General features: G+C 52.5%; 18 protein-coding genes. 6 read left to right on the forward strand and 12 right to left on the reverse strand.

Annotated features, from left to right (window positions below):
* Window positions 1-10: 10 nt before the first annotated feature.
* Genes C2I18_RS06435 through C2I18_RS06445 form a run of 3 tightly spaced genes read right to left on the reverse strand, consistent with a single transcriptional unit; the run spans window position 11 to window position 1,180 of the window.
* The gene (locus tag C2I18_RS06435; RefSeq protein WP_249900432.1) at window positions 11-148 is read right to left on the reverse strand and encodes a cyclic lactone autoinducer peptide; all 138 of its coding nucleotides are present in this window, start codon (window positions 146-148) and stop codon (window positions 11-13) included.
* Window positions 145-651 carry an accessory gene regulator B family protein gene (locus tag C2I18_RS06440; protein WP_249900433.1) on the reverse strand — a complete coding sequence of 169 codons (507 nt, stop codon included), beginning with the start codon at window positions 649-651 and terminating at the stop codon, window positions 145-147. The genes C2I18_RS06435 and C2I18_RS06440 overlap by 4 nt, the downstream gene beginning before the upstream one ends.
* A gap of 16 nt (window positions 652-667) precedes the next feature.
* Window positions 668-1,180 carry a hypothetical protein gene (locus C2I18_RS06445; protein ID WP_249900434.1) on the reverse strand — a complete coding sequence of 171 codons (513 nt, stop codon included), beginning with the start codon at window positions 1,178-1,180 and terminating at the stop codon, window positions 668-670.
* Window positions 1,181-2,353: 1,173 nt separating this feature from the next.
* Between C2I18_RS06445 and C2I18_RS06450 the strand changes: the two genes are divergently transcribed.
* The 5 genes from C2I18_RS06450 (at window position 2,354) to nagA (ending at window position 6,854) form a co-directional block, all read left to right on the forward strand.
* A complete protein-coding gene (locus C2I18_RS06450; RefSeq protein ID WP_019908812.1) occupies window positions 2,354-2,578 on the forward strand; it encodes a helix-turn-helix domain-containing protein in 225 nt (74 codons plus the stop codon).
* Window positions 2,579-2,742: 164 nt separating this feature from the next.
* A complete protein-coding gene (locus tag C2I18_RS06455; protein WP_249900435.1) occupies window positions 2,743-3,720 on the forward strand; it encodes a LacI family DNA-binding transcriptional regulator in 978 nt (325 codons plus the stop codon).
* 355 nt (window positions 3,721-4,075) lie between these two features.
* Window positions 4,076-4,954: a MurR/RpiR family transcriptional regulator gene (locus C2I18_RS06460; RefSeq protein WP_249900436.1), complete on the forward strand. Its 879-nt coding sequence runs from the start codon at window positions 4,076-4,078 to the stop codon at window positions 4,952-4,954.
* The gene (nagB, locus tag C2I18_RS06465) at window positions 4,954-5,682 is read left to right on the forward strand and encodes a glucosamine-6-phosphate deaminase (protein ID WP_249900437.1); all 729 of its coding nucleotides are present in this window, start codon (window positions 4,954-4,956) and stop codon (window positions 5,680-5,682) included. The genes C2I18_RS06460 and nagB overlap by 1 nt, the downstream gene beginning before the upstream one ends.
* Entirely contained in the window at window positions 5,670-6,854 is a 1,185-nt protein-coding gene (gene nagA, locus C2I18_RS06470) for an N-acetylglucosamine-6-phosphate deacetylase (RefSeq protein WP_249900438.1), read from the forward strand. The genes nagB and nagA overlap by 13 nt, the downstream gene beginning before the upstream one ends.
* Before the next feature lie 106 nt (window positions 6,855-6,960).
* Here the strand turns inward: nagA and C2I18_RS06475 are convergent, their stop codons facing one another.
* On the reverse strand, window positions 6,961-7,929 hold the full coding sequence (locus C2I18_RS06475) for a YhcN/YlaJ family sporulation lipoprotein (RefSeq protein WP_249900439.1): 969 nt from the start codon (window positions 7,927-7,929) through the stop codon (window positions 6,961-6,963).
* A 247-nt stretch (window positions 7,930-8,176) separates the two neighbouring features.
* On the opposite strand from C2I18_RS06475, the gene C2I18_RS06480 reads away from it, so the two are divergent.
* The gene (locus C2I18_RS06480) at window positions 8,177-9,247 is read left to right on the forward strand and encodes a glycosyltransferase family 4 protein (RefSeq protein WP_249900440.1); all 1,071 of its coding nucleotides are present in this window, start codon (window positions 8,177-8,179) and stop codon (window positions 9,245-9,247) included.
* A gap of 81 nt (window positions 9,248-9,328) precedes the next feature.
* Here C2I18_RS06480 and C2I18_RS06485 read toward each other — a convergent pair whose 3' ends face one another.
* The 8 genes from C2I18_RS06485 to wecB form a co-directional block, all read right to left on the reverse strand.
* Window positions 9,329-10,369 (reverse strand): glycosyltransferase family 4 protein, encoded by a 1,041-nt coding sequence (locus tag C2I18_RS06485; protein WP_249900441.1) that lies wholly within the window; start codon window positions 10,367-10,369, stop codon window positions 9,329-9,331.
* The gene (locus C2I18_RS06490; RefSeq protein WP_249900442.1) at window positions 10,366-11,091 is read right to left on the reverse strand and encodes a glycosyltransferase; all 726 of its coding nucleotides are present in this window, start codon (window positions 11,089-11,091) and stop codon (window positions 10,366-10,368) included. Before C2I18_RS06490 ends, C2I18_RS06485 begins: the two co-directional genes overlap by 4 nt.
* A 33-nt stretch (window positions 11,092-11,124) precedes the next feature.
* Window positions 11,125-11,700: a class I SAM-dependent methyltransferase gene (locus tag C2I18_RS06495; RefSeq protein ID WP_249900443.1), complete on the reverse strand. Its 576-nt coding sequence runs from the start codon at window positions 11,698-11,700 to the stop codon at window positions 11,125-11,127.
* 67 nt (window positions 11,701-11,767) lie between these two features.
* Window positions 11,768-12,487 (reverse strand): glycosyltransferase, encoded by a 720-nt coding sequence (locus tag C2I18_RS06500; protein WP_249900444.1) that lies wholly within the window; start codon window positions 12,485-12,487, stop codon window positions 11,768-11,770.
* A 2-nt stretch (window positions 12,488-12,489) separates the two neighbouring features.
* Entirely contained in the window at window positions 12,490-13,452 is a 963-nt protein-coding gene (locus C2I18_RS06505) for an NAD-dependent epimerase/dehydratase family protein (protein WP_249900445.1), read from the reverse strand.
* The gene (locus tag C2I18_RS06510; RefSeq protein WP_249900446.1) at window positions 13,449-14,285 is read right to left on the reverse strand and encodes a dTDP-4-dehydrorhamnose reductase family protein; all 837 of its coding nucleotides are present in this window, start codon (window positions 14,283-14,285) and stop codon (window positions 13,449-13,451) included. The genes C2I18_RS06505 and C2I18_RS06510 overlap by 4 nt, the downstream gene beginning before the upstream one ends.
* Window positions 14,282-15,268: a polysaccharide biosynthesis protein gene (locus C2I18_RS06515; protein ID WP_249900447.1), complete on the reverse strand. Its 987-nt coding sequence runs from the start codon at window positions 15,266-15,268 to the stop codon at window positions 14,282-14,284. The genes C2I18_RS06510 and C2I18_RS06515 overlap by 4 nt, the downstream gene beginning before the upstream one ends.
* Window positions 15,258-16,352, reverse strand: a complete 1,095-nt coding sequence (gene wecB, locus C2I18_RS06520; RefSeq protein WP_249900448.1) for a non-hydrolyzing UDP-N-acetylglucosamine 2-epimerase — start codon at window positions 16,350-16,352, stop codon at window positions 15,258-15,260. The genes C2I18_RS06515 and wecB overlap by 11 nt, the downstream gene beginning before the upstream one ends.
* Between the last annotated feature and the right edge of the window lie 31 nt (window positions 16,353-16,383).

The raw sequence follows: 16,383 nt of genomic DNA on the forward strand, positions 1-16,383 counted from the left end.
TACCTCCAAACTACTTCAACAGCTCTTCGGGTACTTCCGGCTGGTTGACGTAAACGATACTGGCGCTCACAGTAACTATCAATGCAGCCATTCCCGACAGCGCAGTTGCAAGCCTGTAAACCGCTTTGCGCTGCAGCTTCTTGATCATGCAGAGTTCACCCCCTTCCTGGCAATCAGCAGACTGACGGATTGAGCCAGGAAGCTTGCTGCAATGACAGATGAACCTATCAGGAAGTTGGACAGGATCAACGCGGCAGCAATTACCTTAAGAAGAGGCCAGTACCGCTTGGGGATCCTGGTCTGCCTGTCGATGCCTATGGGAGCCAGCCACAGTACAAGCGACAGGCTGATCAAATTCATGGACTGGATGTAAATACCGGGAAGGTCTGCGTAAGATAATAAAGTGAACAGGGTAACCGTAAATAAAACACATTTGGTTCCTGACTTGAGATGCACTCCGCCCGAGACCTGCCGCAATAAGGCAAAGGAGATCAGGATTAACACGGCTTTACTTGTCTGTCCGGTAAACACGGAGATCCCCAGAGTCAGGGAGATAATAAATGATACATTGAGAACGGCCGCTATGGCAAATTTAAGAACTGCATGGGATGCAGGATGCTCCGGTACTGTATTTTTAATACCAGCTGCCATTTTAGCAGACATTGTATCAATCACTGTCTTCCTCGGTCTCCTTCCGGATGGCGTAATACAGCAAAAACATCATGACTGCAGCGAAGAATACGATGTTTACGAACAAATCATTATAATAGAAAATGACTGAAACGGAGATCAGGAACACAACGATCAGCATAATGATGAAGATATCCTCGAATCTGAAACGGAGCCGCTCAAAATCGAACTTAAAGCCCATGCCAATCTTGTAGAGTCCTACGGACAGCAGTATCGTAATCAATCCGCTGGCAAATTGCAGTAAGTACCCGTTGGAGATATCTTCTTGAGCAGCTGCTATGGAGCCGAACAACAGCTTTGCAAATCCCGTCTGTAAAAAAGCGTACGCTACATATCCAAGCACTGTAACGATTACGGACCAGATCAGGGGAATCTTCACTACCACTTTAAAGAAAGCTGCAAACAACAAGATTGTGATCAACGGAACAAGGAAGGCGAGCGAAAGCTCATTCCTCATTATGTAGCTCTGCAGATTGATTAACAGAACCATAAATAAAGCCTGCCAGATATGATTCTGGAATTTGAATCTGAAGAGAGACATGATCAGACAATATACCGATATTGTCTCAATTGTAGAGAAAAACATATACCCAAAGGGCTCCCAAGACATAATGCACCACCTGCGACGTATTCTTTTGAAACTATTATATATCTTAGGTCCTAGTCCCGTATAGAATAATTACCTGAATTTAATAGACTTTTTCTGTTAATTTGGTGAAGATGTCCACGGGCGGCATGGGTCTATGGTACTTTGTGCGGCAGAAGCTTTTATCCGGGCTGCTTTGGTGTGGAACGGTGGGCTTTTGTCCGGCTTTTTGTCTGCCTATGCTCCACAACAATAGCACTATTTAAAGATTTAATCGGAAAAACTCCACCTCATTTGAATGTTTTTTGTAGATTAGGCTCATTAATTGGAAAACCTCCAGCTATTTCGGTGTATTTATGCTTTTAAGGGTGAATTAGGTCCATTTAAATGGACTTTTTCCTACTAATATCTTGATTCGGGCATTTGGAGGAGAATTAGCTGGAGAAATTCCACTTCGATTTTGTGTGAGGCTGCCGGGCTGCCTTTGACGTTTAGCTTTCGCTTTACATTGGAGATGTGGTTGCGAACCAAAGCCAGTATAAGGGTAAGGATGTGTAAAAACCCCGAGGTGATGATCATTATGAGAAGTTTGTTAAGGAAATACTTCTCCGGCAGGCGGGTTGTAAGTATCAAAGGCTATTTGTTGTACCTCCTGTTCTTTCTGCTTTCTTGCCGCCGTACTGATTATCCGGTACCTTGGCGGGTAGCGTTTGATTCAAAGGAAAGGGTCAGCTGCCGGCACTATATTTTCCGCAACAAAACCCTTGCTATGGAATCCATTTCATAAATTACACTGGAGCAGTACCAGGCTTACCGGAAAAAACCGGCGTGACCGCAAGGGCGTGACGGGCCGGTACGTCTCCCTATATGCCGCCGTCAGGCGGTTTTTTGCTGTAATCAGACGAAATAATTGTACTTGTCCGGCGTTCCCCGGTACCCCGTCCATCCTTTGATAGATTGCCCCGCCCATTTTAGAGCCGCGACAGCACCATTGACATTCCCTATACATAAGATGTTTTGACTGTATCCCTTTACCTTGTTATACCAAACAAACCCGAGCAAGGAGGGGTGACACCATTGAAGGGGAACGAACACCATAGCAAATTTCTGTTGACTCATCGTGAGCGCGAAGTTTTTGAGCTTCTCGTGCAGGACAAAACAACACGCGACATCGCTGGCCTGCTGTTCATCAGCGAGAAAACGGTTCGCAACCACATCTCCAATGTTATGCAAAAATTAAACGTCAAAGGCCGTTCGCAAGCGGTTGTCGAGCTGATCAAGCTTGGGGAGCTGAAGATATAGCTGCCGTGCTTCGATAGTGACACGTTTAAGCCTTCTTTTACCCTTAGGGTGAAAGGGGGTTTTTTGTTGTTTGGATTGCCGAAGCTTCAGCCGCAGCCCGAAGGAACCCGGGGATGTGCTAAAATAAAACCATTATCCACTCTGATCCGGGAGGCTTAAGGCCGATGGCAAACATTAAAGAAATTGCCCGCATTGCCGGCGTCTCCGTGACGACCGTTTCGCGCGTGCTTAATAATCATCCTTATGTCAGCAAAGACAAAAGAGCCGCAGTCCTGGAAACGATCGAGCAGCTCAATTACACGCGCAATATGAACGCTGTCCATCTGATAACCGGACGTACCGGAGCGGTCGCTGTGGTTCTCCCCTACATCAATTACTTTTATTTCTCCATCGTGATGGACGGTGTGGCCCGTGAAGCGCTGCTCAGCCAGTACCGGCTTATTCTCTGCCAGACCAACTATTCAACTGAAGCTGAAATCAAGGTACTCGAAATGCTGCGCAATAAGGAAATCGACGGCGTAGTCATTATATCAACGGCACTTCAGCCGGAAGTCATAGAGGAATATACCGTTTACGGCCCGATTGTTACCTGTCAGGATAGCGGCGAACGCGGTTACTCCTCTGTATATATTGAGCATTATGCCGCTTTCCGCCACGGCCTGCAGTATCTGCTGGACAAGGGTTACCGTAAAATCGGATACTGTGAGGGAAGGCAGAACGGCAGCAGCGCGGTGATCCGGCAATCCGCCTTCCGGGATTTTCATGACGAGAACGGTCTCCGGTTCCAGGACGAATGGCTGGTCTATGACTGTATCACTGAAGAATCAGGCGCTGCGGTGGCACGTTCGTTGCTTGAAATGAAGGAGCGTCCGGAAGCGTTTATTATTACCGGTGACCATGTGGCCGCAGGGCTTATTATAGAAGCCAGGAAACATGGACTGAGGATACCCGGGGATCTGGCCGTTTTGAGTTTTGACAACCAGCCGATCGGCCGGCTGCTGGATATCACTACGATCGATAACCAGCTTAATGAAATGGGAGCCGAAGCCTTCCGTATCATTCACGGGCAAATTAACAATGACTGCAACAGCCCCGTATACCGCAAGCTCGACTACCGGATTATTGAACGCGGTACGGTGTGACTGAGGAGAGCCGGCCGGCGCTCCTGGGCAAAAATCTGAAATTAGCAGCAAATTGCAGAGCTAAAAGATGACTTCACAAGAAGCAGAGCAGCAGTTCTTCCTGTACGGGAGGGGTGCTGCTTTTTTTGGCCCACCCGGGATTAACGGATCCTGTGTCCGTTAGCTTCCGCAGCACCCAAGCCCAGCCTCAGCTCCCTGGATATTTTTTTGGTAAATCCCCCTTGCATCCCTCCGCTTAATGCTCTATTCTATTAGTGAAAATAATTTTCTTATAAATAAAAATTTTGTTAAAAATATTTTCAATAAAATAAACTATCCTATACTGCCTAAAAAGCTACAAAGAAAGGTGACCCTCATGTCCCCCATTCTGCATGCCCTGGAGCACGACAAAAACAAACTCTCCCAAATGGAGCAGCGGCTGGCCGAGCGAATTCTGGCATCACCGGCAGATATTATCCATATGGGAATCACGGAGCTTGCGGAGCAATGCGGTGTAAGTCCGGCTACGGTTACACGTTTTTGCAAAGTGCTGCATTTCAGGGGCTTTCCTGATTTCAAGGTTAAGCTCGCCGCTGAAATTGCCCACAGCGATGCCTCACCCCAGGATGGCGGCACATCGTATCAGGACATCGTCGCCGGCAATCCGCTGTCTGTAATTGTGGAGGCGATGCAGAACAACCATTTGGCCTCCATCCGCGATACGACTTCACTGCTTGACCTGGAGCAGCTGCAGGCGGCCGTTCATTTACTGTGCCGGGCACGGCGGGTCGACCTCTACGGGATGGCAACCTCTTCCATCGTCGCGCAGGACTTCTACCAGAAGCTCGTCCGCATCGGTGTAAACTGTACGGCTTTTGCCGATTCGCATATGCAGATTACTTCCGCCTCTTCACTGTCGAAGGACGATGTCGCCTTTGCCGTCTCCTACTCCGGAGAAACCCCGGAGACGATCGATGCCCTGAGCTGTGCAGCAGCCAGCGGTGCGGCCACCATTTCACTGACGTCCTATGGAAGCAGTTCACTTGCCTCACTGGCCGATATCCCGCTGTTCTCCTCATCGCTTGAGCAGGGGATGCGCCGCGGGGATATGGCTTCGCGGATTGCGCAGCTGCATATTATTGATATTTTGTTCACCGGAATGGTTAGTACGCGGTTTGGGGATTTTATTCCCAAGCTGGAGCAATCTTATCTGAATGTCCAACATTACCGTCATAAAAGGGGAGGCCAATCGTAATGAACATTTTAAAATTCCGCAGTGAAGAAGACTTTGCACAGACCGGAGCCAATCTTATTGCCAGTCTGCTGCAGAGCAATCCCAAAGCCGTGCTCGGCCTGGCTACCGGAAGCTCTCCCGTCGGCGTCTATGCCAAGCTCGTGGAAATGCACCGCAAGGGCATCGTCAGCTTCGCCAAAGCCTCTTCTTATAATCTGGATGAATATGTCGGTCTGCCTGAAGATCATCCGCAAAGCTACCGCAGCTTCATGAACCAGCATCTGTTCAATCATATCGATATTGACCTTGCCCGTACCCATGTTCCTGACGGCAACGCGCCGGATCTGGAAGCGGAATGCCGGGCCTATGACCGGATGCTGGATGACAATGGTCCGGTGGATCTGCAGATTCTCGGCATCGGAAGCAACGGCCATATCGGCTTCAATGAACCGGATGCCAGCCTCAGCAGCGGCACGCATGTAGTCGATCTGCTGGAAGAAACGCGTGAAGCCAATGCCCGCTTCTTCGCAAGGCTTGCGGATGTGCCCCGCCAGGCGGTTACCATGGGAATCGGCGGTATCCTCAAAGCCCGGCAGATCGTACTGCTGGTACGCGGCGAGGAAAAGGCCGAAGCGGTTAAAAATGCGCTGGAGGGCCCGATTACGACACAATGCCCGGCATCCCTGCTCCAGAGCCATCCGAACGTTGTCGTGCTGCTGGATGAAGGTGCTGCAAAATGGCTGAAATAAATATTGCAGCAGGCGAGCTGCTTTACGGCAAGGTGCTTACCCCGCAAGGGCTGATTGAAGCGGGTGTCATCGCCGTATCGGATGAAGCCATCCTCTATGCCGGTGAAGCCGCCTGGCTGCCGGAGGCTTATGCGCATTGGCCGTCCGCCGCAAAGGAGCAGGGCGGATATTTGATTCCCGGGTTTGTCGATGTGCATGTCCACGGCGGCAACGGACATGACTTCATGTACTGTGACAGCCAGTCGCTGGACAGCATCACCGGATTCCACGCCTCACAAGGAACAACCACCATGCTGGCCACTACGATGACGGCTGCCAAAGGAGATATTGACCGGGTCCTTGCAGAGGTGAATGCCTACCGCAGCCGTACGATGCGTTTTGCCCAATTGGCCGGCGTGCATCTGGAAGGCCCGTTTATCAGCCCGAAATGGCCGGGAGCCCAGAATCCGGGGCATATCGTTCCGGCCAATACGGGGTGGCTTATGGAATGGGAGCAGCGCTACCCCGGCTTGATCCGCCAGGTTACACTGGCACCTGAACGCGAAGGCGCGCTGGAGGCTATCACCTGGCTGCGCAAGCACGGCATTACGGCAGCGCTCGGTCATACCGATGCCACCTTCGAGGAGGTCATCGCCGCAGCCGATGCCGGTCTGAACCAGGCGGTGCATATGTTCAATGCCATGACTCCGCTGCATCACCGCAAGCCCGGGACTGCGGGTGCCGTGCTGTTTGATGAACGGATCCGCGCCGAAATTATTGCCGACGGCATTCATGTGCATCCGGCAGCGGTCCAGCTTGTTACCAGGCTCAAGAGCAGCAATCTGCTGCTCATTACCGATGCCATGTCTGCGGCCGGACTTCCTGACGGGGAATATGCAATCGGAGACCTGCCTGTCCTCGTCAAAGACGGAGTTGCAACACTGAAGGATAATCCTGAGGCGCTTGCCGGCAGTACACTGACCATGATCCGCGGCTTCCGGTACCTTGTCCGCGAAGTGGGGCTCAGTCTGGAGGAGGCTTCCCGTGCGGCGAGTATGACCCCCGCCCTTTCTCTTGGCCTGGATCGGAGCATCGGCTCTCTGGAAGCAGGCAAACGCGCCGATATTCTCCACCTGGATGATGAGCTTCAGCTGCGCGGAGTATGGATTTGCGGACGCCGGCTTGATAGGTAAGCCTGTATATAGAACAGCCATCCAATGCCGGAATCCCGGCAGGATGGCTGTTTTGCTGTACTGTCATATTTTCCGCTTGATGAAGGCACAATAGCCGGACAGCCTGTTATTGTCCGCTTCGCGTCGGGAAGATACGCTCCACCATGGTACGCAGTTCATTTGCAAACCCCCTGAGCGGATGTCCTGCCCGGAATTGTTCAGCATATACGTTGGCCCGTTCAACAAAATCGGGATTTGCTGACACGTAGACATTCGTAATGCTGCGGTTATTTTGCTTAACCAGGACTGCAATTTTGTCCTTTACCCCTCTGGATACATCCGTACCGCTGATGATATTGCTGCCGCTGCTGTCCGGAGTCGTGCTGCGCATGCCGATACTCCCCCTGCCCATGCTCTCATCGATATCACGTCTCATCCGGGTGCCGTCCACATAATTGCTTCCGGAGAAAATTCCGTTTCCGCCGTTACCGGCATAATGTTCCGGATTGGCCATTCCCGTGCCCCCTGTCGTTCCGGTTCCGGTCAGGCTTTTGGGAACACCAGCCATGGAGCCTCCTGTTCCGGTCATGCCCGGATTGGCATCAGCTGACCCGCGTCCCCCGTTCAATCCTGCTGCCGTATTGCCCGTATCTCCGGCAGCCGCGCTTCCGGTGCCGTTCATATTCCCGGTATCCATGCCCTGCATCGGCCTTCCGGAGCCGGTCATCCCGTCAGCGGTAAAATTTTCACCTCCCAGGCTTTTAGAACGAATGGAATTGTTATTGGCCTGTACTCCGCCCTGAGCGTGAACCAGCTGCACGGCCACATAAGCATTTTTGCCTACGAGCATGACATTGGCAGTACGCACCTCAGGCATGGCAGCAATCCGGTCCGCAAGCCCCTGGCTCATCTTCATGCTGCTAAAGTTATTATCCTGCGCGGAATTTACATGAATCCGGCCGCTCTCTTCGCCCCGGACATTTTTGGTTTCAACCTGATTGCCGTTTGGCGTACTGCTTGTACCGCAGCCGGCAATGCTGACCATGCCCAGCAGCAGCGCAGCGGAGACTGACATGCTGATCTTTGATCGCAACAATAGCTCCATCCTCCATCTCTATAAATGTAATGAGAGTGCATTGTAACAAATCTTAGGATTACCTTGGCCGGACCAGGCTATAACTGAAAGGATTTGGCACATCCCCTGAACATCGTCACATGCGGAGGAACATTCGCGTATTCTGTAAAAGACAATCATGCTGTGTGTTTGTGGCAGCATTTTCAGAGGACCCGGACACTGTTATTTCAGGATAATATCTCCGCAAAGTATATCAGGAGGGGTGAGCATGAAGGTTTTATTCACGTTTTATGTACCCAGTGGCGGGGTGGAGACGCTGAACAAGCTGCGGTGTGAAAGCCTGCAGCGCTCCGGAATCGAAAGTCATGCCCTGTATCTCATGCCGGGATCGGGAAACCTGAATACACCGGGTTTTCCGGTGTTTATCACTTCCCTGGATGAAGAGATCAAGGCACTGATAGATCGGGAACGTTATGATGCCATCATTGTTACATCGGATTACTTGATGCTGGAACGTCTGCGCAGATTGGGGTACGGCGGCATTCTGATCTATGAGTCCCAGGGGCTGGGCCAGCGCCGGGATGCGGAGAATCTGATTCTCGATGCCATTCCTTATTTGCGTGCCCATTGCAATGCTGTATTAATGCCGCCGACCTCCCATATGCTGGAGCTGTTTATAACCATCTGCCCCTGGCTTCACCGCTATGTCATCCCCAATATTGTAGATGTGAATTCCTTCCGGCTGATTCCCGGAGAGCCCCCGCGTGACCCGGTTATCGCCTGGGTGGGGCGTCTGGAGAGCAACAAAAACTGGAGCGAATATCTCAAAATCGCCGCCCGGCTCCGTCTCAGGAAACCTGATCTGCATCTGTGGATGTTCCACGATCCGGATCTTGCTGCAGAGGAGGAGAAGCTTAAATTTAACGATGAGCTGTACGCCCTCGGGCTGAATGACCGGCTGAACGTATTTACGAACATCCCCAACCATGTCATGCCGGTCTACTATTCTTCTATCGCGGGATCAGGCGGGTTTCTGCTGTCCTCCTCCATTACAGAGGGATTCGGATATGCGGTTGCCGAAGCGGTCTGCTGTACCTGTCCGGTACTCAGCACCGATTCAGACGGTGTCAAGTCGTTTATTGTCCATAATCTGTCCGGCAAATTCTATCCGCTTGGAGACGTGCAGGCAGCCGTTAACGAAGCCCTGGAGCTGATGGATAATATCCCGCTGCGCAACCTTATCCGTGAGCAGGGCAGGGAGCTGATGGTATCCCGGTTTGGTTCCGATAGCTATGCCCACTCCTTCCGCCAGATGATGAACTCTTTTTCTATATTCTGATCCCTCTCCGACTAAAAAACCTTCAAACCACGCTTATCCGTGGTTTGAAGGTTCTTTTTATAGGAACCGGGCAGATAAAGTTCAGCCCTGTCTGGACATAATATATAAAAGCTCATTCTGGAAAATTTCAGCGCTCCTGGCCCAGGTGTACCGCTGTGAATCATTTTCCCCCTTGCGGGCAAGATGCTCACGCTTTGCCTTATTGCGGATTAAGGTGATGATATCTTCTGCGAGGCGGTTCTCGAACCGGTAAGACATCAGACAGTTATGGCCATGCACACCATATTCCATATTACCTCCGGAATACAGTGTAACCAGTGCCGCTCCGCAGCGCATCGCTTCCAGCCCCGGCAAAGATCCGGTATCATAGGTGCTGGAGCTGACAAAAATGTCGCTTTCATTATAATGATAGCTCAGTTCAATGTCATCGGAAGGCGTCCGCACCTGGTAGCGCTCGTCTGCCAGCAGGGACTGCAGTATGGCCGAGCTTGCATATTCACCCGGTGGGGTGATTAAATACAGCAGCACCTCCGGATGAGCCTGCTTGACAAGATTCAGCTGCTGAAGCAGGTATTCCTGCTCGCGGTGGCCGGAGAAACCTCCCTCCGGCTTGCGCATGATGGCAGATACAATAAGCTGTCCAGGCTGTGCCTCGCGCAGGTTCATATTCCTGAACTCCTCGTTGACTCCGACCGGCACGATTCTGCCCTTAATTCCATGGTTAAGACGGACAATCTCCTGCTGCCAGCGGGACAACACGAGCAGATTGCGGGTAATGCTGTAGGACGAGAAGGACAAATTGTTGTCAGGCAAAAAAGACGGCTCATAACATAAAGCCAGACGGACATGCACTCCCTTGCCTTGTTCACTGGCCCGCTGGGCTACAGGCACTGTAGTGTAGTAATTGGAAATGATGCAGTCACCATAAGGAAAATCATTCTCTGACAGCACAGGCCCCGCACCAAACAGGACGGGACAGGCCAGCTCATATTCCACTATGCCATCGGCAGGCATCAGGATAACCACTTTGTGGCCTATTTCTGTCATCCGGTTGGCCAGCTCTGCCAGCATCCGCTGGGCACCGCCTCTGGATAGTGTCAGAATCGGGAACGTCAGCTTCATCTCCCTCTCCCCTTTCTGAGCAGCTGCGCAAGAACCGCTGTATGCCGTGCCTGTACCACACCAATCTCCCGGGTCTGTGCCTCCCTGTGAATGACGGAGCCCATTCCCTGATGCACACGGTAGTCAAGCAGAGGCTCCTCAATATAAGACCACTCATAATGAGGCAGAATGCGCAGCCACAAATCATAATCCTGCGTGTAGAGCAGCTTTTCATCAAATACCCCGACTTTACGGAGTACATCCATATCAAGCAGAACAGAGCTGCCATTAACCGGGCAGCCCATCATCATCGTCTCAATAAGCTCGCTTCTGCTGCGGAAAGGAACACTGATAACCGCCGAAATCCGTTCGCCGTGTTCATTTATATAATAGTAGGCAGTGTGGTTAAAGGAGGTCCCCGTGTTTGTCAGAGTATCCAGCTGGCGTTTGATTTTATCAGGATGAAATTGGTCATCCGCGCTTAACCAGGCAAAATAATTCCCGCTGGCCAGCCTAATCCCCATATTGAGCGCCGAGCCGGTGCCGCCGTTGGTTTTACGCGCATAAATAATCCTGTCTTTATAAGGTTCAAGCTTCTCTGTATACTGCTCCGACCCGTCATCCACAACAAGGATTTCGATATCCGGATAACTCTGGTTAAGGACACTCTCTATGGCCAGATCCACGTAAGGACAATTGTAAAACGGTATCACCACCGAAACTCTCTGATTGCTCCGGTTCATGCGCTCACCTCCTTTCTTTTGTAGCGGTATGGTCTACACTGTTTTGCAGGCTATCAGGGCATCCAGAGGCTCATGATTCTCTCCGAAGGCCTGAACAAAAGCGGGATTCTCCGCATGATGATAACCTTTAAGCACAGTGACCGAATAACCCAGCCTCTGAAAGTCCTCAGGCTCCCATCCGCTCCAATGCCTCTGGTAATGCTCCCCGTTCAAATGGAAGTGATCCGTCCCCTCCTGCGGGAAAAACCCGCGCGGCGTAAAAACCACCACGCGGTTCGAGGCAATGATTTCCGCTTTTCTCAGCAGCTGCATTCCGTCACTCATCGAAAAATGCTCCAGAGAATCGATAAGCGTTACTGCGGAGAAGGTTCCCGGCAGAAACAGCTTATCGATATGGGCTGCATCGGCATGGACCGGAATAATATGCGGCGATGTGTAATGGCGGTGAACCAGATAAGGTCTGTGAATATCAAGGCCGATAACAAGCGAAGCTTCATAACGTTCAAGCAGAATACCGGTGCCGCTGCCGATATCCAGAATACTCTCGGAGAACTTCAAATGCTCCAGCAGGACCGGCAGGAAGTCCTTAACCTCAATCTCCCGGTACATAATACCCCTCCCCGCTTCCATTAATAAATAACAGCCGGCTGCCAAGGCAGCCTGCTGTCCTGGCGGGTCAGCCGCCCATTGAAGTTATCAGATTGCGGAGCATGGGCTGATAACGGGCGTTGGTAGCCGCAGCTTCAGCCATAATCGTGTTATAGTGCTTGATGGTGCCCATGCCGTCATGACGGCGGTAAGCGGTCAGAGACTGGTTCAGCATAATCGGCGGATAACCGTTGAGAATCGCCCGGAACCATAAATCGTAATCATGGGTATAAGGCAGCGACTCATCAAACAGGCCGATTGCCGCGAATACCTCCCGTTTGAACATCACGGTACAGCCGTTAATCGGGTTGCCGTGCAGGAAGCAGCGTAAATATTCAAGATGGTTCGGGAAAACCGGGGAGGCATTCATCTCCGTTGCCTGGGAGGCCCCGTTAATAAAGTTGAAGTTGGTATAGGAAATCATCAGGTTGTTCTGTTCCATAAACTTGACCTGATTGTTGATTTTGTCATGGTAAAACATATCGTCCGAGCTGAGCCAGGCTACATAATCGCCCGAGGCACGGGCAATGGCATGATTCAGCGCCGAAGCGGTACCTCCATTGCTCTTGCCGAGATAATGGATTCGGGATAAATAAGGCATGATCCGGTCGGCATGAACACTTGATCCGTCATCGACAACAATAATTTCATAAGGCTCCCAGCTTTGCGCCAGAGCGCTCTGCAGCGCCTGCTCTATATAAGGGCAATTGTAAAAAGGGATGACTACCGACACTCTTGGAACCCTCATAGCTACCTTCCTTCCTTGCCGTTCCGGTAATAGTCCAAAATATCCGCAAGCGATTGCTCAATCCCCGTTTCCGCTCTCCATCCGAGCCGGGATACATTATCAGCGGAGGCTTCAGGCGGTTCCGGTTTCCCGGCAGCTGACTGTACCGGCGGCGGAGCAGCGTGATCACCGGGCTCAGGTCCCCAATCCATGGGTACAGGCGTCTTTGCAAGAGCCAGCAGCCTGCCGGCGATTTCACCGAGCTCCCTTTCAGTTCCGGAATCAATCTTGTACACCTTGCCGGTTTCCCCGTATTTCAGGATATAGTCATAAGCCCTGACCGCATCCCGCACATCCAGAAAGTCCCGCAGGGTATGTCTGGAGCTGAGCTTGAACGGCTGCGGCAGGCCCTCTGCTCCGCCGGCAGCCTCACTCCGCACAATATGCTCTGCAAGCAGGGAACAGAAACCGGTAGAGGGCCCGGGTCCGATCAGATTGCACGGCTCTGCCAGCAGCACGGGCTGCTTGAACAGCGTTCCCCAGGCAAGGGACACCAGCTCCTCCAGCGTTTTGCTGAGACTGTAGGGATGGGGCGGCCCGGCATCTTCTCCGGGTCTGTATTTCAGCCTGGAGCCGGCCACAAGTATTCTGCAGCCCGGCCGGGAACGCAGTCCTTCAAGCAGATAGAGGGTCGCCATTACATTCGTCTCCATGTAAACAAGAGGATCCCGCCAGGATTCCGGCACAGAGTTCCTGCCGGCCAGATGCAGCACTTCATCCGGCCGGACCTCATCCACCATAGCCTGAACTGCCTTGCGGTCACTTAAATCACAGACATAGGGCTGCGCCCCGTCCTGTACGGCGGATACCGGGGACGGCTTACGCACCACAGCGGTTACTTCTGCTCCGGCTGCCTTGAAGTAAGCCACGGCATGCCTGCCGGTAAAGCCGGCGGCTCCGGTAATCAGCAGCCTCCGCCCCTTCATGCCTCGGCCATCCCGTTCATCCACTCCGCCAGCTCAGCCAGCATGACAGGATAGGATGGAAGCTGGTACTGTACATCCTTTCTTGTGTTTACCAGTGTCCGGTCCTGGACGTGGACCTGATCGGGAATGATTTCAACATCATCCTTATGAAAGGCATGCTGCATATGCCGCAGCAGCTCATATTTACTGAGCGGCTCCGGATGAGCCAGATGAATCAGACCGGAAACTTCGGAATCCAGCAGGGAGTCTACGGCTTTGGCCAGCTCCAGCGTGGTCACCCCGTTCCACATCACCCGTTCATAACCCGAGACTGGTCCTTTTTGGGCGAGAAACCACTCCATCAGACCGATGCCGCCGGCACGGATTTCCGGCCCGATAATCGAAGTACGGATCGTCAGATGACCGGGTGCCCGGACCTCCCCGAGACTTTTGGTGATGGCATACACAGAGTTGCCGTCCGGCGTATCCTCTTCCGTATAACCGCCGCGTGTTCCTTCGAACACGCAGTCGGTGCTGATATGAATCAGCCGGGCTTGAACGCTATCCGCTGCCCGGCGCAGCCGGTGGGGAAGAAATCCGTTCACATGATAAGCCTGGATCCGGTCACGTTCGGCAAATTGGTTAAGCACGCCCAGTGCATTGATAATGCACTGGGGGGAGACGATTTCGACCAGCTTTTCTACTCCGGCGATATCATCTGCATCTATATACAGCCCGCCAGGATCACGCTTATCCCGGGTTGTATGGAAGACGTGATGTTTGCCCTGGCGGCGGAAATAATCCGCCAGCATATGACCCGCCATACCGTTTCCGCCGAGGATAAGCAGCTTCATTGCAGAAACCCTCCCCGGATCAGGATGCTCTTGATCTCCTCCTGATCCATCAGGTTGTTCTCCGAGCTGAAGCTGTTGAAGGATACATGCGGATAACTGCTGTAATGGGCTTTCAGCTCAGGCATATCCAGCGTCGGAAGAATGACCAGATACTGCTCATCATAGACGACGGTGGTCAGGCTCTCGAAATCGCTCATCAGGATTTCATGGATTTTCTCGCCCGGACGGATGCCCGCTTCGACGATGCTTACATCCTTTTTGCCGGAGGCTTCAATCAGCACCTCGGCGAGATCGCTAATTTTGCAGGTAGGCATGGTCATGACGAAGATTTCACCGCCGATGCTGACCTCCGAAGCTTTGAAGAGCAGGGTAATGGCATCGCGCAGCGTGAAGAAGAAGCGGGTCATTTTCATATCGGTAATGCGCACCTGGCCCTTTTCCTGGATCTGCTTCATGAACAGATGGACCACACTTCCGTTCGTTCCGAGCACATTGCCGCCGCGTACCGTTACGAACCGGGTGCCGGTGCCGAGCAGATTCGCATAGACGAACAGCTTCTCGCCGATTGCCTTGGTCATGCCGTAGAAGTTGGAGGGATTGGCGGCTTTGTCCGTGGAAATATAGATCGCTTTTTCCACATTGTTGACGACGGCGGCTTCAATGACATTCTGGGTGCCGACTACATTTGTTTTGAGCGCCTCGTAAGGCTGATCCTCACAGACGGGAACATGCTTCAGCGCTGCCAGGTGGAAAATATAATCCACGCCGCGGCAGGCTGCCACGAGCGCTTCCTTGTCGCGGATATCCCCGATGACAAAGCTCAGGCGGTGATCCTCAAACTCACGGCTCATCGACACCTGTGCCGATTCACTGCGCGAGAAGATTATGATCTCTTTTGGATTCTGCGGCAGAAGCTGCCGGATTAATTCATGCCCCCAGGAACCGGTGCCGCCGGTGACCATAATCCGTTTATTATTGAACATGCAGGTTCCCTCCAAGCAAAAATTTAACTACCTTTGCCGAGACATCCGGGGTCATATAGCCTTCCGGTGCCTCCCATTCAGGACGAAGTGACGTCATCAGGCGGACGCAGCGCAGAATGCTGTTCTGTTCCACGCCCGATACTACATTACTGCCGCAATCTACCGTCTCCGGACGTTCAGTCGTCCTGCGGATGGTGACCGTCGGCACTCCCATCAGGCAGCACTCCTCCTGCACGGTTCCGCTGTCGGTAATCGCACACAGGGCATGCTGCTCCAGATGGACAAAATCAAAAAATCCGAAAGGCTCATGGAATTCTACAAGAGGGTTCATCGTCAGCGGGAACTGCTCCGTCAGTTTGGAGCGTGTACGGGGATGGATGCTGCAAATCAGGCGGATTCCAAAATGCTCTGCCGTGAGGTTGAGTCCGGCCATAATCTGCACCAGCGACTCGGGATCATCGACATTCTCTGCCCGGTGGGCAGTGACCAGCATATACTCCTTCGGCTTCAGGTTCAGCCGCTGCAGAATATCGCTTTGGCTGATGCGTTCTCCGTAGTGCGTGATGACCTCGTGGATGGGGTTGCCGGTCAGCACGATACGCTGGCTGGGGAAGCCTTCGCTGAGCAGATGTCTTTTGCTCTGCTGCGTATATGGCATATTAATGGTGGAAACAGCGTCTATGACACGGCGGTTTTTCTCCTCCGGCACTTTTAAATCGTAGCAGCGGTTTCCCGCTTCCATATGCACAACCGGAATCCCCATCCGCTCGGCGAGAACGGCACACAGTGCACTGTTCGTATCGCCCAGCAGCAGAATACGGTCCGGCTGTTCCCGGATCAGGATGCTCTCCAGGCTGCCGAACATGGCGGCAAGCTGTCCGCCAAGGCCGGCCTGCTTATCCTGCAGCACATAATCGGGTGCCCGCAGCCCCAGCTCGGCGAAGAAAATGCCGCTGAGACTGGCCGTGAAATTCTGGCCCGTATGCACCAGCACATGCCGTTCCGCATGCTCATCTAGCAGCGGAATGATGACGCTGAGCCGGATGATTTCAGGCCGCGTGCCCAAAATCGTCATGATCTTCATGGGTTCACTCCCCTGCCTTATTGGTTTGATC

Source organism: Paenibacillus sp. PK3_47 (assembly GCF_023520895.1).
GTDB lineage: Bacteria > Bacillota > Bacilli > Paenibacillales > Paenibacillaceae > Paenibacillus_AQ.

Excerpts from the sequence above, each read along its gene's own strand:
- nagA (WP_249900438.1), top strand. The coding sequence starts at position 5,670 with ATGGCTGAAATAAATATTGCAGCAGGCGAGCTGCTTTACGGCAAGGTG.
- C2I18_RS06460 (WP_249900436.1), top strand. The coding sequence starts at position 4,076 with ATGTCCCCCATTCTGCATGCCCTGGAGCACGACAAAAACAAACTCTCC.
- C2I18_RS06515 (WP_249900447.1), bottom strand. The coding sequence starts at position 15,268 with ATGTTCAATAATAAACGGATTATGGTCACCGGCGGCACCGGTTCCTGG.
- C2I18_RS06480 (WP_249900440.1), top strand. The coding sequence starts at position 8,177 with ATGAAGGTTTTATTCACGTTTTATGTACCCAGTGGCGGGGTGGAGACG.
- nagB (WP_249900437.1), top strand. The coding sequence starts at position 4,954 with ATGAACATTTTAAAATTCCGCAGTGAAGAAGACTTTGCACAGACCGGA.
- C2I18_RS06435 (WP_249900432.1), bottom strand. The coding sequence starts at position 148 with ATGATCAAGAAGCTGCAGCGCAAAGCGGTTTACAGGCTTGCAACTGCG.
- C2I18_RS06445 (WP_249900434.1), bottom strand. The coding sequence starts at position 1,180 with ATGGTTCTGTTAATCAATCTGCAGAGCTACATAATGAGGAATGAGCTT.
- C2I18_RS06490 (WP_249900442.1), bottom strand. The coding sequence starts at position 11,091 with ATGAACCGGAGCAATCAGAGAGTTTCGGTGGTGATACCGTTTTACAAT.
- C2I18_RS06510 (WP_249900446.1), bottom strand. The coding sequence starts at position 14,285 with ATGAAGCTGCTTATCCTCGGCGGAAACGGTATGGCGGGTCATATGCTG.
- C2I18_RS06455 (WP_249900435.1), top strand. The coding sequence starts at position 2,743 with ATGGCAAACATTAAAGAAATTGCCCGCATTGCCGGCGTCTCCGTGACG.
- wecB (WP_249900448.1), bottom strand. The coding sequence starts at position 16,352 with ATGAAGATCATGACGATTTTGGGCACGCGGCCTGAAATCATCCGGCTC.
- C2I18_RS06485 (WP_249900441.1), bottom strand. The coding sequence starts at position 10,369 with ATGAAGCTGACGTTCCCGATTCTGACACTATCCAGAGGCGGTGCCCAG.
- C2I18_RS06505 (WP_249900445.1), bottom strand. The coding sequence starts at position 13,452 with ATGAAGGGGCGGAGGCTGCTGATTACCGGAGCCGCCGGCTTTACCGGC.
- C2I18_RS06500 (WP_249900444.1), bottom strand. The coding sequence starts at position 12,487 with ATGAGGGTTCCAAGAGTGTCGGTAGTCATCCCTTTTTACAATTGCCCT.
- C2I18_RS06440 (WP_249900433.1), bottom strand. The coding sequence starts at position 651 with ATGGCAGCTGGTATTAAAAATACAGTACCGGAGCATCCTGCATCCCAT.
- C2I18_RS06495 (WP_249900443.1), bottom strand. The coding sequence starts at position 11,700 with ATGTACCGGGAGATTGAGGTTAAGGACTTCCTGCCGGTCCTGCTGGAG.